Origin of the sequence: Paraprevotella xylaniphila YIT 11841, from assembly GCF_900683745.1 — a bacterium.
Lineage (GTDB): Bacteria > Bacteroidota > Bacteroidia > Bacteroidales > Bacteroidaceae > Paraprevotella > Paraprevotella xylaniphila.
The window spans coordinates 3,618,515-3,634,326 of sequence record NZ_LR215980.1 but is presented as its reverse complement, the minus strand read 5'-3'; the positions used below and the strand labels follow the sequence as shown (position 1 = coordinate 3,634,326).

The 15,812-nt window shown below is 45.9% G+C and carries 8 protein-coding genes; 2 read left to right on the top strand and 6 right to left on the bottom strand.

What is annotated here, in order from left to right:
• Window positions 1-157: 157 nt before the first annotated feature.
• From E0E47_RS15390 to E0E47_RS15365, 6 genes are all read right to left on the bottom strand, one after another.
• A complete protein-coding gene (locus E0E47_RS15390) occupies window positions 158-1,519 on the bottom strand; it encodes a TlpA family protein disulfide reductase (protein WP_232038471.1) in 1,362 nt (453 codons plus the stop codon).
• A gap of 30 nt (window positions 1,520-1,549) precedes the next feature.
• Window positions 1,550-3,124, bottom strand: coding sequence for a PKD-like family lipoprotein (locus tag E0E47_RS15385; protein ID WP_130894084.1), 1,575 nt, complete (start codon window positions 3,122-3,124; stop codon window positions 1,550-1,552).
• A gap of 11 nt (window positions 3,125-3,135) precedes the next feature.
• Window positions 3,136-3,954, bottom strand: coding sequence for a hypothetical protein (locus tag E0E47_RS15380; RefSeq protein WP_130894083.1), 819 nt, complete (start codon window positions 3,952-3,954; stop codon window positions 3,136-3,138).
• 7 nt (window positions 3,955-3,961) lie between these two features.
• Window positions 3,962-5,461, bottom strand: a complete 1,500-nt coding sequence (locus tag E0E47_RS15375) for a RagB/SusD family nutrient uptake outer membrane protein (protein WP_118147028.1) — start codon at window positions 5,459-5,461, stop codon at window positions 3,962-3,964.
• A 13-nt stretch (window positions 5,462-5,474) separates the two neighbouring features.
• Window positions 5,475-8,609, bottom strand: coding sequence for a SusC/RagA family TonB-linked outer membrane protein (locus tag E0E47_RS15370; protein WP_232038470.1), 3,135 nt, complete (start codon window positions 8,607-8,609; stop codon window positions 5,475-5,477).
• A 154-nt stretch (window positions 8,610-8,763) separates the two neighbouring features.
• Window positions 8,764-9,951 carry a T9SS type A sorting domain-containing protein gene (locus E0E47_RS15365; protein WP_130894081.1) on the bottom strand — a complete coding sequence of 396 codons (1,188 nt, stop codon included), beginning with the start codon at window positions 9,949-9,951 and terminating at the stop codon, window positions 8,764-8,766.
• A 211-nt stretch (window positions 9,952-10,162) separates the two neighbouring features.
• On the opposite strand from E0E47_RS15365, the gene E0E47_RS15360 reads away from it, so the two are divergent.
• Window positions 10,163-12,370 (top strand): DNA topoisomerase 3, encoded by a 2,208-nt coding sequence (locus E0E47_RS15360; protein ID WP_130894396.1) that lies wholly within the window; start codon window positions 10,163-10,165, stop codon window positions 12,368-12,370.
• 545 nt (window positions 12,371-12,915) lie between these two features.
• The gene (locus E0E47_RS15350; RefSeq protein WP_130894079.1) at window positions 12,916-15,531 is read left to right on the top strand and encodes a UvrD-helicase domain-containing protein; all 2,616 of its coding nucleotides are present in this window, start codon (window positions 12,916-12,918) and stop codon (window positions 15,529-15,531) included.
• Window positions 15,532-15,812: the final 281 nt, after the last annotated feature.

Sequence of the window (15,812 nt, the reverse complement as noted above, 5' to 3'; positions counted from 1 at the left end):
TTGGAATTTAATTGTACAAAGATGAAAAAAATAACATTCTTCGTCAACCGTCCGTGCCGTAAAAAAACAAAAAAGATATTTCCGAGTGTAACCGTACAAGGCTTGTCCCCACAAAAAAAGGAGCCCGAAAGCTCCTTTTATCCTCATATCACTTCCTTTACAGACCGGGTTGACGGTCCAAGTAACTGCGAATGTCGGGCGAAGAAGGACGCAACATATTGGCATTCACAATCTTCCCCTCGGGATCGAGCAGGATGAAATGGGGAATACCGTCGGCCTTGTATGCCGTCTGGAAACGGCTTCCCGTACCCAAAAACAACTGCATTCCCGTCATCGGATGACTTTTCACCATCTTCAGCCAATCAGCCTTACGTGCATCCGTAGAAAGGCTCAGGAAGGTGATATTGCGCCCTTTGTATTCTTCTTCCAACTGCTTGAGGAAAGGCATCTCACGGCGACACGGACCGCACCACGTCGCCCAAAGGTCGATGTACACATATTTCCCCCTGAAATCAGCCACAGTGTATGACTTCCCGTCCACATCCCATGCCCGGAAATCGGGGGAAGGGTTACCCGGACGGGCCAAATCCCAAGCATCATATTTTTCTTTGAAGGCAGCCTGCAGTACGGGATCGGTCACGTAAGTGCCGTGCAGATTCAGCAATTCATCTATATTGCTGATGCCGTACTGTTCCACTTGCTCGATAGCCAATACGTTCAACAGTGCCTGTTTCACTTTGTCATCCTCGATATGGTCGGCAATATAGTTCATCATGCAAATAGTACGGTCGTATGGTGTCTTTGCTTCTTCTTTCTTGCAGCCGAACATTCGGGCTATCTCCTTCATATACTCACGATACTCTTTCAGTTCTACCAGGTTTTCGTCTGCCACAGCATACTTTTTAAGCGTATCGTAATAGGCTTCGTCCGGGCGGTAAGTGGTATCCTGAGCCACAAAAGGATGCCCCACAGCGTACATCATCAGCGAAGAAGCATAGGCATAACGGATGCGGCCGGTTTCGACGGCAACGAAACGCGGACTGACTTCGTCCAACTTCCATGCCTTCAATATACGCATCATGGACTCTTCTTTCTTGTCCACCAACGCGGCGTACTCATCAAATGGCAGGGCCATCTTCTCTTGCGGGACATCCAACAGGGTCACCTGATTCAGATACTTAAAGATTTTCTCTTTGCCTCCATCCGCTTCAAATTTTACGGTTCCCTTGAAATCAGCCCCGTCGAAGGAGATATGGATACGATCTCCGTCTTCCAAAAAAATATTTTTGCTGTCCATTCCATAAAACAGACTGGCATGTACGGCACCTATATGCTGAAAGGTATGGCTACCGTGCCCGTTGTCGTCCAACGGAATCTCTACGATCGTAGTCTGATACACCACAACAACTGTCGAAGCCGTCTTATTTGCCACATCGACTGTCAACTGAATATCGGCCCGACTCTCTACGAACCCCAAAGCACAAAAGACAAACGTTAAAAAGGCTGTCTTAAACCACATATTATTTTTCATCATCTCATTCATTATTAATTATTGTTGATAAATTACTTTCTCGCGGTAAATCACGTCCACAATATCTGCAAAACCGGAGTATCGTTCCACCGGAACGGCATTCTGGAAATTGCCTTCATTCGTGAATCCGTCATAAATACGCAATGTACCCTCGCCCGTATCATTTTTCTTGCTGCCTACAATCAGGTCGTAAGAACGGTTGTCTGTGTCTTCTTGTTCCCACAGATAGAATTTCAAACAGGTGATTTCTTCTCCTTCTGGCAATTCGAACTGTAATTCTGCCGCCGGAGCCGCATTGGAAAAATTCACGCGATAGACCTTTCTACCCACGGCATAATACATAAATGTCTTCAGGGAACTGAACGCAAAGTGTGTGGCCCCGGCAATGTCGGTACAAGCAGACAAATCCACATAATAAGCTTTCTCATAGGCATAACCGTATTTGGCTTCGGCAAAAGAGTAAAGTTCATTGAGAATGATGCCATACAAGAAACGTTGGTTGTCTTTACCCAAAACGGCATATGTCATCCCGTTACCGTCCTGATTACGGTCGTAGCGGGTATTCTCCATACAGATAAAGTCCATCCGGTCTGCTCTTTTCGGCCATGCGAAAAGCTCTTCATTCACTGTAGGGAAACCGTCGGCGGCCAATTCATCCATCGGCACGTCTCTCACATTATCCAATCCGATAGACGCGAACTCCGAAGCACAGACCACAAAACGGCGGTTATTCTTGTCCCACATCATAAAAGCCGGAATAAAAGGAGTCCCTTTGGCATTATAACCGACTGCCGGCTCTACATAAAAACCATTGGCTCGGACGGAACCGAACAACCCGTCGCCGGACAAAGTATTACAATAATACACACGTCCCGCAATATCGACAAACAACTTGCCTGGCCTGTGAGAAGCCAAGCAACGTACCGTACCGGTATACATTCCGTTACCGAACTCATAACCTATCATATAGGAGTCGTTCCACTGAAAATCGTTATTGCTCAAACGCGTAGTCCCACTACCGGCCACCAAATAGAAAGGCTCTTGCATCCCAGGGTCGCAAACCAGCTGGTAAGGTTGTAGCCAATCCTCCAACTCCGTCCCTTTCAACAAATCATAATACACATTATCCGTTTCCTTGATGTGCGACACCATGTCCAGACGCACACGCCCGTTGTCGGAGCACAATACCAACCACCCCAACGAAAGCGGCGTATCCACGTTCAACGTGGCCGACTTTTGATAATACAGCCCCGACGCCTTCTCCCTAATGGTCAGTACCAACTGATAGTTGCCCTGTGCAAGAGTCAATTCCACATCCAGATTCAAAGCCGTACCCAACACAACCGGTTCCTGGCTCCCGGCCTGGTCGTACGCCTTCCATTCATAAGTATAAGCATCCGGTACGAACTCTTTTGCTGCCACCTCCGGCTTTACGACGAAAGGTTCACGGGAAATGGCAGAATAAGCGTCATCGAACGAAATGTTCAAATCGTTCAAATCCCTGTAATCGTAATTCCCCTTATCTTCCGCACAGCTTTGCCATAAGAACGGCAACACCAACCATAGCAAACGGATATATTTCATTCTTTCCATATCATTCCATTTTAGTTATCAGAGGTTATGGGAGTAAAATCCAACAGTTGGCGATCATCCCCTTCGGCTGCCGGGTCCACCAATGCGTCTACATCCACCGTTCCTTGTTCATATCCCAACAATATATATAATTGCTTCGTCATATAAGTATCTATTTCCCTTTGCATGTACACCCATTTATTGAAAGGAATAGCCCCCTTCACATTATAGTCGGCACGATCCACCACATCATCGAACAGCTTCCACATCAGACGTAACTTACGTTCTGAAAACTCGCCGACATACTCGGGAAGCCATCCGGCCGGAGGAGTAGAATAGAAGTCGGAAAAATCTATCCGGAACTTCAACATCTCGGTGTAAGGACGTTCCTCGCTTCCCGTAGAATCCCTCTCCAGAAACGTAGTGAAATACTCGTTAGCCGACAGTTCCAGATAAATGGACTTCAATTCCGTTTTAATGGCTTCCGTACGTTTCAAACGAACCACATAGGAAAACATGGAAGCATGAGCCGGTACCACCGCCGGTGTCAGCAACTCATAATCCACTCCTTCCTCGGCATTGTCCGACCAAACCTTGAGATTGACCGGACGATCGATATCAGCCTGCCTTCCAATGGTCTGTATGACTACCGGTACGTCGAGATACATCGTTTCGTCCGGCCCATAAACGAAAGTCAAAGTCGTCGTATCTACCAACACACTCCCCGAAGTCCGGTTATTAAAGTAAATTCCGTCGGGAGCACTATACAAATCCGGCGTACGTTCATCGCATGCACTCCACAAGCAAAGCGCAAGGCACATCGGAAACCATATTTTTAAATTCTTCATCATAACCTGTTTATTGTCTGTTGTCTGATTCCGTATCCGGTAAAGGAACTACAAAAAATTTCTCCGAAACCGGGATGAATTCCGTAATAGGATCAAAAGTAATCAATACCGGTGAATAGTTCCGCTTATGATAGAAAAAGATTTGTCCCTCCCCATACAGCTCTCTCACGACCTCGTATCCCAAGACACGCGGAGCATATTTAGATTCATCCATTTTCTCTACTCCACGGTGTTCCCGTAACTTATTCACCCAATTGCCCATAAGAGGGCGTTCGCTCACCTCGTCGTAAAGGTCTGCAATAATCAGATACATTTCTCCCAACCGTATCATCGGAACGATAGTGTTCTCTATCTTCCCCACTTCGGTAATGTCCGCATACTTATAGAAATAGTAATCATTTCCGCTCTTTTTCCAGTTGGCAATGTAACGATAGTCGTCAGTAGACCCGCCGTAGTCCGCTCCGCCGCCGAAATAAGGCATCTCCAGAAGAGCCGGATCCATCCTGAGCACCGGCTTCGGGCTTCGATCCGGATCGTTGTTGTTCTTGAACATCAGATTACGGTTCACATTCGTCAGACCGAAAATCACTTCCGTAGCAAAAATGCGATCCACATTCTCCGGTGTCCCTAACACGTCCGCTTTATTCACAAACGGGAAATGCTGCGGGGCAATATTAATAATCCCTTCGGCATAGCTTTTAGCCTTGGCTTTATAGTCCTCCTGATGCTCATCCTTGTAACTGGATATATAGTGATATGCCCGCGCCAACAACGCCTGTACGGCATAATAATTAAGCCTCAACGTACGGTACTCCAAGAAATTGCTTCCCCCCGTCGTCGCATGATTGACCAAATGGTCCGTCGTCGTGATAATCGGGTCATCGGCCAACAGTTTTTCCGCTTCAGACAAGTCCTCTATGACATGGCGCATCACTTCATTCCCCGGTAACAGTTCCTGCACCTGCAAGGTAGTGGATGTCTCATAGGGAATACTGGTCTTCGTCGGGTTCAGCTTATACACGGGACCGAACAGACGGAACATGTCGAAATGCAGCAAAGCCCTTAACGCCAACGCTTCTCCCCGAATCAAATTATAATTGTTGCCTGTAAAGACCGACTTACGACTCTCCATCTGTTCCAATATCGTATTGCAATTACGAATCAATGCATACGCCTTGTCCCACGTATTGTCGAGTCTCGTACGCCAATACTCGGTAGTGAAGTTCCGGTTGTTCAAATCAATATAATCGCCCCAAGTCAATGGATCGGTACCAATCAGATAAGACCCTCCCATAATCTCCACCATTTCCACGGTAAGCGTCTGGCCGTACAGCTCGTCCTTGTTCAAATCAATATACACTCCGTTAAGCAATTTCTTGAAACCTTCTTCGGTACTTAACAAATCACCTTCGGCCATGGTGTCGTAGGGCTTCACTTCAAGCCAGTCACTACATCCGGCCGTGAAAAACAAGCCGGAAAAAGACAATATGATATATTTTAATATTTTCATAATTTCTATAGCTTTAGAATACGGCTGAAACAGAAAATGACACAGTTCGCGCAAAAGGATAATCAATACCCCGTTCCGCTTTTACGGTAGACACCCGGAAGATGTCGTTCATGTTAGCCTGAAGGGTCAACGACGACAGACCGACCTTTTTAATGAAAGGTTGCGTGAATTCATATCCTACATTGAAGGACTCTCCGGCAAACGTATTCTCATCCATTACGAAACGGGAAGACTTGTCCGTTTTCTGCACTAAGGAGATACCCTTAAACTGCGCTTCCTGACCTGGAACGGACCAACGGTCATACAGCGCACGCCGGTCCTGATTGTAGTTTATGTCACTCAAATCGATATTCTCCACCTTATTATATAAGTCTGAATTGAATATCTGCCCCCCGAGTTGGTAACGGAAATAAGCTCCGAACGAAAAGCCCTTGTAATAAAAGGTCGTTCCCAAGACCCCTTCCAATTTGGGCTGCGTGTCACCGACGACCACTTCGTCATTCACATCATAATCGAACGAATAACTACCGTCTTTCTTAATAAAAAGCTCTTTACCCGTAGCTGGGTCAATACCTGCCGAACGGACAGCCCAAATAGCCGTCGGGCTTCCCCCATCGTAATAACGCGTCGTCCCCGTCACCGAAGCCTGTCCGGCTTTGTTCAAGGCACTCAAAGAATTGCCTATATTAGCGTACTCCGATTTATACGTCCGCGCATTCAAGCTGACGGTCCATTGTATCCCCTTCTCCACGTTATGAATAGGAGACACACGCAACGTAGCCTCCAGTCCGTTCGTATTTTGCTGGCCGGCATTCATCGCTACGCTCTTTACGCCTACCGAACCCGGTGTCGTAATGACAGCCAACAGCGAGTCTGTAATTTTGCGGAAGACATCCACAGTTACATTCAAACGATTGTCGAACATGGCTATATCCGTCCCTACCGTATAATTCAAAGTGTTCTGCCACTGAAGGTCGGAATTTCCCAAAGCCGATATCAAAACACCCGCACCGAACACATTGGTCATCCATCCATTGAATTGATAAGTCGTGAAAGCCTGATAAGCGGAAAAGTTCTGATTACCGGGATTGCCGACAGACGCACGCAACTTGAGCAGTTGGAACAGGTCCGTGCCGCTCATAAACTTTTCCTTGTGAATGTTCCAACCTATACCCACCGACCACGTATCGCGGAAACGGTGGCTCGACCCGAACATGGAAGCCCCGTCGCGCCGATAGTTAACGTCGAGCAAATAACGGTTGTCATACGCGTATCCACCATTCAAATAGAAACTGGCCGCACGCGTGGTGCTTTCGGAATATGACGGTTTTCCACCATCCGGATAGCCATTGGCAAAAGAAGGTGCACCGAACTGGTCTTCGGTGAAGCCTATTGCCTTATAACCGTTACGGGTAGACTCCGTGTTGGAAAAATTAAACCCGCCGACAAGATTGAGCATGTGGACTTCCCGGAACAGCTTGCCGTAAGTCACGGACAGGTCCCCTTCATACTTCGTGACAGCGGTAGTGGAATGTTCGTATGAGCCTTTCTCCGTATCGCTCATACTGTCGAAATCCGTATGCAACGGAGACAAACGCGTTTCGGCTGTGGCCGTAGTTTTCGTCACTCCGAATTTGGCACGGGCACGCAAATCCGTCGTGGCAAACCATTCCGCAATGAAGTTATTCGTAAAGCCAAATTCATCCCCACGGTCATAATTGCTCAGACGGGCATTCCAAAGCGGATTCGGAACAGGAGCCTCGTCGTCATTCTCCGGAACATACAAATACTTGTCTACTCCGCCATCGGCATTGTACTTGCGGTAATAGGGATTAGCCAAAGCATATTCGGAGAACGAGACCACAGGGTCGGACGTTTCCAGATAATCAATCGTCAGTTTATTACTGAACTGAAACTTCCCGGTACGATAAATCAAATCCAGATTTCCGGATAGGGTCTGGCGGCTCGACTCCTTCATCACGCCTTCCGTATTCCCGTAAGTCAGCCCTAAGCCATACCTGATTTTCTCTTCTCCGCCATCGGCATAAACATTATGTTTTTGCACGAAACCGGTACGCAACGGCTCACTCAACCAATAAGTATCCACTCCACGTGCCACTTCTTTCAAACGTTCGTTCCTCAGGTTGTCCAACCTCAGTTGGTTTAACGGGTCGTTCGTCAAATCAGTATATAACCCGGCCAATTCTTCGAACTTTATCTTTTCGTTGGCATTCATCAGGTTATAATCCGTCAAGTCGGCCTTTGTCAGGGAGAAGTCGCCTTTATAACTCAAGCGCAACCGTCCCTTCTCCGGCTTCACCGTCTCGATGACCACAACACCATTGGCCGCTTTCGAACCATAAATAGCCGTAGAGGCCGCATCCTTCAATATCGTAACGGAAGCCACGCGGTTCATGTTCAAATCCGAGACCGTCTGCAAATCGGTTTCAAATCCGTCCAGTATGAACAAGGGCTGATTCGGATCCGTACCATATTCCTCTTTCAACCCCATGATGCTGCTCTTGCCGCGGATTTCGATGTCCGGCATGCGGTTGGGATCTGAACCAAACTGGATGTTGTCCGCGATTTTGAAAGATGGATCGAGGGTTTTCAAACTCTGCAAGACATTCTGTACCCCGATTTTTTTCAATTCCGGTCCCTCGAAAGTAGCAGCCGACCCCGTAAAGCTTTCCTTCTTACGTTGGTATATTCCCGTCACCACCACTTCATTCATGGTTTTCGATGCCGGGGCCATCACAACCTTCTTAAAACTTTCCGTATGGGACGCGTCCAATTCCCGCTCTAACTTTTCGTAGCCGATATAAGTGAAAACCACTTTATAACGTCCTTTGGGCAAAGTTAATGAATAAGCACCGTCTATATCCGTCACCGTAATCACGTCCGTACCCAACACGCGAATGGAAACTCCAATCATGGTCTCTCCAGTCTCCTTGTCCACCACAACTCCTTTTACCGTCATTTTCTCCGGACTTCCGACTGTTTCAGCACGAACCGCCCCTCCGACACCTGTACCGTTCTGTGCATAAAGCGCAGAGACCGATGAAAGCGCCATAACAAAAACGAAAAGGGCAAACCCGGCACCGCAAGCCTTTAAACGGAAAAATACGATTCTCAAGTTTATTTTCATACTTCTTTCGTTATATATAAAAAGCAGGACATTATTACTCCTGCCAACCATTTTATATTCCCTTTCTCCAACACTTTGGAAAAAGAAAAATAAAACGAAGAGAAAGAAGTCCCACAAGACCCGGTTCCCTTCATTTTACATATATATCTTCAGGTTATTTCACTACAACTTTCGCTGTCTGACTGCCGACTTTTACCAAATACAGCCCAGACTTCAGACCGCCGAATGCAGCCGTAGCTCCGTGCACAGACGACACCAACATACCCTGTGCGTCAAACACACTGATTTCGGCACTTTCCAACCCTTCTACGCGAATCGAGCCGTCTGAACTATAAATTTTGACATCCTTGATACAACGGCTGCTAATGCCACTTCCTGTCTTCACGGCCTCACCGCCAACGACAGACATTTGCAATGGCATTTCCATTACCTCATCGAATCCGTTGTCTAATACCAAATAGCCCGAAGTCACCAACTTGTCTTTTTCCACAAAAAAGAACGGAGCTTCGTTGGGATTATACCCACCTTCCTCTGTCGGTTGCTGCCCGAAACACATGCCATTGGCCAGTTTCATATCATGCGGCAATACCAATATGCCACCATCGGCATAGAACTCAGCGGTCACATCCGTGTTTTCCACCCCAAACCAATTTCCTAAGCTCACACCGGAAGAAATCGTTTCTGAGGTATTTCCCGTAATTTTCAGCTTAAAATTTTCAGACGCATCAGCCAACAAAATATTATCGACTCTCGTCGACGCGAAATCGTACTCCCCAATCACATCACTAAGATTATAGGAGACTTCCTCTTTGGTCATGGTATATGCAGAAGCGTAAGAAAGCATCCCCATAACCTCATTCTCCATATCCATAATGGTGACATCTTCCAATGCATTCTGCGCCGTAATCTGTATTTTGCCGTCTTTCTCCGCCACCTGATAATTAAAGACAACAGTCCCTCCTGTAGATGCCGCATCCGCTACAACCATTAAATTCATTCCCATTATAAACACTGCGGTTGGCGTTTCTCCCTTCAACGTTCCATCTTCCTGGTTATAGGTCAACGTCACACCACCGCCATAACCGAAGAAACCGAGCACCTTCACTTCATTCTCTGATTCGCCCGGCAACACGGCCATATTATAATCCGTTGTGGCAGGAACCGGAGCCTCGCCCGCCGCTCCAGAAACCATGTCAACATAAGAGCATTCTCCACTAAATTTATAGCGGCCATACAAATCCTTAACCGAAGGGAAACCGGCTGCCGAAACCATTTCCACACCCAATGAAACAGCAAACAAGGCAATCAAAACTGCCTTAAAAATAGAAGTAGACTTTCTCATAGACACACTTTTTTACATTAAAACAATGCAAAAATAATAAAAAAGAAAGAAAAGAAGAGGCTTCGGGCGTTTTTTAACTATAAAACAACCGCAAAAATACAATCCCAATCCCCAGACATCCTTGTATCCACTTGCAAATCGAAAGACTTTCCCTGCATTTTTCCGGCAAAAAACACTATCTTTGTCCCGCTATAATGAAGAAGAGAAACGCATGATTGTATGTATCGCAGAGAAACCCAGTGTGGGTAAAGACATTGCCAAAGTGCTGGGCGCCACGCAAGACCACCGTAATTATTGGGAAGGCAACGGCTACCAGGTCACTTGGACTTTCGGTCATCTTTGCGAGCTGAAGGAACCGCACGAATATACTCCGCTCTGGAAAGCGTGGAGCCTTTCTTCATTACCTATGATTCCTCCCCGCTTCGGCATCAAGCTAAAAAGCGACAAGGGCATCGAAGAACAATTCCGGGTGATTGAGCGACTGATGCAGGCTGCCGACATGATCATCAACTGCGGCGATGCCGGGCAGGAGGGGGAGCTGATACAACGTTGGGTCATGCAGAAGGCCGGTGCCCGATGCCCGGTGAAACGCCTCTGGATTTCGTCACTCACGGAAGAAGCCATCCGTGAGGGATTCAGCAACCTGAAAGACCAGAGCGAATACCAGTCGCTCTACGAAGCCGGACTGAGCCGCGCCATCGGCGACTGGACTTTGGGCATGAATGCCACGCGGCTCTACACGTTGAAATACGCACAGGGACGCCAGGTGCTGAGCATCGGACGGGTGCAGACTCCCACACTGGCTCTCATCGTCAACCGTCAACTGGAAATCGAGAACTTCAAGCCGGAACCTTATTGGGTACTGACCACCAACTACCGTGATACAGTCTTTACCGCTGTGTTGGAACAAGACGAAGAGGAAACCGCAACGGCTTCTCAGGAAAAAGGTGCGAACGGCAACGGAAGCGGCAAGGCAAACGATGTGACACGCCGGGGATTCACCTCGGAAGAAGAAGGACGGAAAGCCCTTGAACAAATCAAAGACGCACCGTTCACGATTACGTCCGTCACCAAGAAAAACGGAACGGAAGCCCCTCCCCGCTTGTACGACCTGACCTCGCTACAGGTGGAATGCAACCGCAAGTTTTCTTTCTCGTCCGACCTGACCCTGCAACTCATCCAGTCGCTCTACGAGAAGAAAGTCACGACTTATCCACGTGTGGACACCACTTTCCTGAGCGACGACATTTATCCGAAATGCAACGCCATCCTCAACGGTATAGCCGACGAATATGCCGCCTTGCTCCAACCCTTGCGTGGCGCGGCGTTGAAAAAGAGTAAAAAGGTGTTCGACTCTTCCAAAGTCACCGACCACCATGCCATTATCCCCACAGGAGTAGCACCGCACGGCTTGACACCGGACGAACAACGGGTATTCGACCTCGTGGCGCGGCGTTTCATTGCAGCGTTCTACCCCGACTGCAAATTCGCCACCACCACCATCCTCGGCGAAACGGCCGACATCCCGTTCAAAGCCACCGGCAAACAGATTCTCTTGCCGGGTTGGCGAGAGGTGTATGCACAGGAGGCCAAGACGGTGGAAACCTTGGGAAAAAACGCCGAGGAAGAACGCACGCTCCCTGTTTTCACGAAAGGTGAAAGCGGCCCCCACGTTCCGGACTTGGCCGAAAAATGGACACAGCCACCCAAACCTTACACAGAAGCTACGCTCTTGCGCGCCATGGAGACTGCGGGTCGCCTGGTGGACGACGACGAATTACGTGATGCCTTGAAAGAGAACGGTATCGGCCGTCCGTCCACCCGGGCCGCCATCATCCAGACCCTCTTCAAGCGGCATTATATTCGGTTGGAACGAAAGAACCTTATAGCCACTCCCACGGGAGTGGAACTCATCAGCCTCATCCATGAGGAACTGCTCAAAAGTGCCGAGTTGACCGGCATTTGGGAACGCCGCCTTCGGTTGATTGAAAAGAAAACCTACGATGCCAAAACTTTTTTGGAAGAACTCAAGCAAATGGTAGCCGAAATCGTGCATACCGTCCTGGCAGACAACACCAACCGTCGCGTCGCGGAAACACAGGAAGATAAGCCTGTACCAAAAGGGAAAAAGGGAAACGTAAAAGAAAAGTCAGCTAAAGCACCAAGAACGGCACGCAAAATCGCGAGCAAGCGAGAGCAGAACCAAGCCCGCCTGACTATGCCGGGCGAGAGCGATTTATCTAAAAAGTCGGCCGCTCCTCAAACAGCCATAATCCCGGCCACGCCTCCAGCCCCCAAAGAGGGTGACCTCTGCCCGCTCTGCGGAAAGGGGCACATCATCAAAGGCAAGACCGCTTTCGGCTGTTCGGAATGGAAAAACGGATGTACTTTCCGCGCACCGTTGGAAATCTCTTCGTAAGCCGCGTCCTTGCATGCCATACCGCCTCCTACACAAGTTTTTCGTGAAAACATCCTTCATCTTTCAGGATGCACTTTAACATCCTCATAACATTGATGTTATAAGCTGAAGGATATTTCAGCCATCTTTCAGCCATGCTTCATTCCGTCCGGCAGAGACTGGAAAATCGCTTGGCGCAGAACGAGAGATCGTTCGGCTTAGATTAAAAAATCATTTGGCGCAGAACTTTTCATTGCTTTCTGCCATGAAGGGGAGCTGAAAGATGACTGAAACATCCTTCATCCTACAATTCATTCTATAACAACCGATTATCGAACAATCTGAAAGATGAAGGATGTTTTTGCAAAAAACCTTGGGGAAACATACAGAAAATGATGGACTCCGGCAAAATACCTTTTCTATCCCAACAATCTCCAACTATCCTAAGTTCTTTGAAGAAATAAAGAAAATCATTAGAAAATAAGAGATTATCGTAAAAATCCACTATCTTTGTATTCGGATTGAGGCAACTCTTTTCAATACACGTGAAATAAAAAAGGAGCGTTATGCTTTCATCTTTTGTTTTAGGACTAAGTATCGCTACTATAATAGGTATCGTCATAGTAACGATACGGTTATTGCTAAAAAAGAGATTAAATGAACTGTCGGAACGAATTACAACCATAACTCCTTATAAGGATATACAAAAAAGCAGAGAAAAGGAACTAAAGCAAAGTAATGAAAGTTTTTTCATTGATATTGAAACCGATTTAAGGAATAGTTTTAATGAACACATAATATCCTCTTCGGAAGAGAAACAATTCACAAAATATTATACTGAGTTCTTCCATAAAGTCAATTCTTTGCAGAGAAGTCTTGAAGCATTCCATATAAAACCGTCCGAGACAATCTCAAAATTTACACATGATTTCGGAAACATCCACTCAATTGTCAAAAGACATAATGAGCAGGTTATCCAAGACACTCTTGACACCCACAAAGTTTTTTTCGACCATTGTCTTAAATACCCGTTAGACACACAGCAAAGGCGTTCAATCGTGTCTGAGGAAGATAATTGTTTGGTGGTTAGTAGTGCAGGAAGTGGAAAAACATCGTCCATTGTAGGAAAGGGAAGGTTCCTGGTAGACATCAAGCACATCAATCCTCAAAAGATTCTTCTTATCAGCTATACAAACAAAGCTGCTGCCGAGTTGACGGAAAGGATGGATATAGAAGGACTAAGGGGATACACCTTTCATAAACTTGCTATTGACATCATCGGGAAAGCGACAGGACAAAAGCCCTCCATCTGCGATAACACAGACGCATTGTTTGTGAAAATATATCATAAACTATTAGAAGATAAGTGGTTCAAAAAAGGTATTATAGAATACTTTGTTGACTATCAAGTGCAAGAAGAGGATTGGGAGCATCACAAAAATGAGCGTAGACAAAAACTCTCCGAATTAAAAGAAGCACGCTTGAAAGCGCAATTCCCTGACATGGACGGGAAAACTATTTATGTTCGTAGTGAGCAGGAGCAGAAAATCTGTTTTGTATTATCTTCTTTGGGTGTGAAATTCAGGTATGAAGAGCCTTACGAACATCCATTGGCTGATGAAATGCATTCACAATACAGACCCGATTTTTCCATTTACTTTGAGCAGGATGGCAAGACAAAACGTATTTATTTAGAGCATTTTGGTGTGGATGAACATGGACTTGTTCCCACATGGTTAGCAAAAGACAAAGGCATTACTTATGAAGAAGCAAACCAAAAATACAATGACGGAATAACATGGAAAAAAGCAGCCCATGAGAAGTTTGGGACTATATTATTGACAACTTCAAGTGCTGATTTCCATTATTCAGATATTCGGCATACATTAAAAGCTTCATTGGAAAAGATAGGCGTTCCTGTTCAAGAAAAAACAGATGCCGAATTATACGATATGGTTCTTCCTCCAAACAGCAAGCAAGAAAAGGCTTTCATTCGGCTTGTTGTAACTTTTGTGACATTGATTAAGTCAAGCTGTAAGTCCATAAAAGAAGTTTTGAAACAGGCTAAAAATGTTGGAGACGAACGCAGTACATTCATTATCAAAAGAATATTCCAACCTGTTTATGAGCGGTATATTGAAGAATTGAAAAACAGCAATCAGATAGACTTTACCGACGCTATTCTGCAAGCCACGGAAATATGCCGTTCCACCCATCCTGTAAAGTATGAGTATATCATCGTTGACGAGTTCCAAGACATATCAGTTGACCGCTACAATTTCCTTAAAGTACTCCGAGAAGGCAATCCTCCTGCAAAATTGTATTGCGTGGGCGATGATTGGCAATCCATATACCGTTTTTCAGGAAGTGACATGGCTCTTTTCAATCAATTCTCTGATTATTTCGGCTCCACAGAAATCAATAGAATCGAAACGACATACCGTTTTGGAGAGCCTTTGGTAAGCCTGTCATCGCAATTCATCCAACGGAATAAGACACAGCTAAAAAAGGATATACACCCATTCAATCCGCAAATCAAAACCGAATTACAATTCTGCGCTTATGAACGGCGTGACTATTGTAACGCTATCGGACAATTGGTAGCGTCTATTCCTGCGGATAAATCCATCTTTCTGTTGGGACGGTATTCATTTGATGACTACTATTTATCATTTCTGTACAAATCTGTGAAAGAGGGCAATCGCTTTTACTACTTCATTAGAGGCAGAAAAATAGAATTCTTGACTGTCCATAAATCTAAAGGGCTTGAAGCGGATTATGTGATAATACTCCAATGCAACAAAGATACCTATGGCTTCCCTTCAATGGTAAGTGATGACCCTGTTCTTGATTATGTTTTGACCAAAAGTGACCAATATCCATATGGGGAAGAACGTAGGTTATTTTATGTGGCTATCACCAGAGCGAAAATAAAAACATATATACTTTACGACAAGCGTTTCCCGTCTGTTTTTGTTGACGAGTTCTTACATCCTGAAAAGGTCACGGAAGAAAGTTATGACAAGCACCCCAATGCAAATAAGAAATGGACACGCAGTGCTGACAAGTTTCTGCTTACTCTTTACCATGAAGGAAAGAGTATAAAGCACATCGCAGAGAAAATGGGAAGAAGTCAAACCTCTATCGTTATGCGAATAGGAAAACTAGAAGGCAAGCAATAATAAAAACGCTCATAATGCTTTTCATTAGACAAATTGCACTACTTTTGCATAATAAGAGTTGTTTGACAGAAAGAAAAGCAACGCATTTCACTAAATTTGAGACTGTTGCCAAGTCATTACCCCGTTATTTGAAAAAGGACTCACAAGCAGTTTATTTCTAATCTATTTTATTTCGCTATCGTTTTTTTAGAAAACAGCGGTAAATGATTATCCATTGGACGACATGTCCAACCCCATCCTGGTTATCGCAGAAGAACAATAAATAATGGTTAAACTGTATT

Excerpts from the sequence above, each read along its gene's own strand:
- E0E47_RS15385 (WP_130894084.1), bottom strand. The coding sequence starts at position 3,124 with ATGGAAAGAATGAAATATATCCGTTTGCTATGGTTGGTGTTGCCGTTC.
- E0E47_RS15365 (WP_130894081.1), bottom strand. The coding sequence starts at position 9,951 with ATGAGAAAGTCTACTTCTATTTTTAAGGCAGTTTTGATTGCCTTGTTT.
- E0E47_RS15350 (WP_130894079.1), top strand. The coding sequence starts at position 12,916 with ATGCTTTCATCTTTTGTTTTAGGACTAAGTATCGCTACTATAATAGGT.
- E0E47_RS15390 (WP_232038471.1), bottom strand. The coding sequence starts at position 1,519 with ATGTGGTTTAAGACAGCCTTTTTAACGTTTGTCTTTTGTGCTTTGGGG.
- E0E47_RS15370 (WP_232038470.1), bottom strand. The coding sequence starts at position 8,609 with ATGAAAATAAACTTGAGAATCGTATTTTTCCGTTTAAAGGCTTGCGGT.
- E0E47_RS15380 (WP_130894083.1), bottom strand. The coding sequence starts at position 3,954 with ATGATGAAGAATTTAAAAATATGGTTTCCGATGTGCCTTGCGCTTTGC.
- E0E47_RS15360 (WP_130894396.1), top strand. The coding sequence starts at position 10,163 with ATGATTGTATGTATCGCAGAGAAACCCAGTGTGGGTAAAGACATTGCC.
- E0E47_RS15375 (WP_118147028.1), bottom strand. The coding sequence starts at position 5,461 with ATGAAAATATTAAAATATATCATATTGTCTTTTTCCGGCTTGTTTTTC.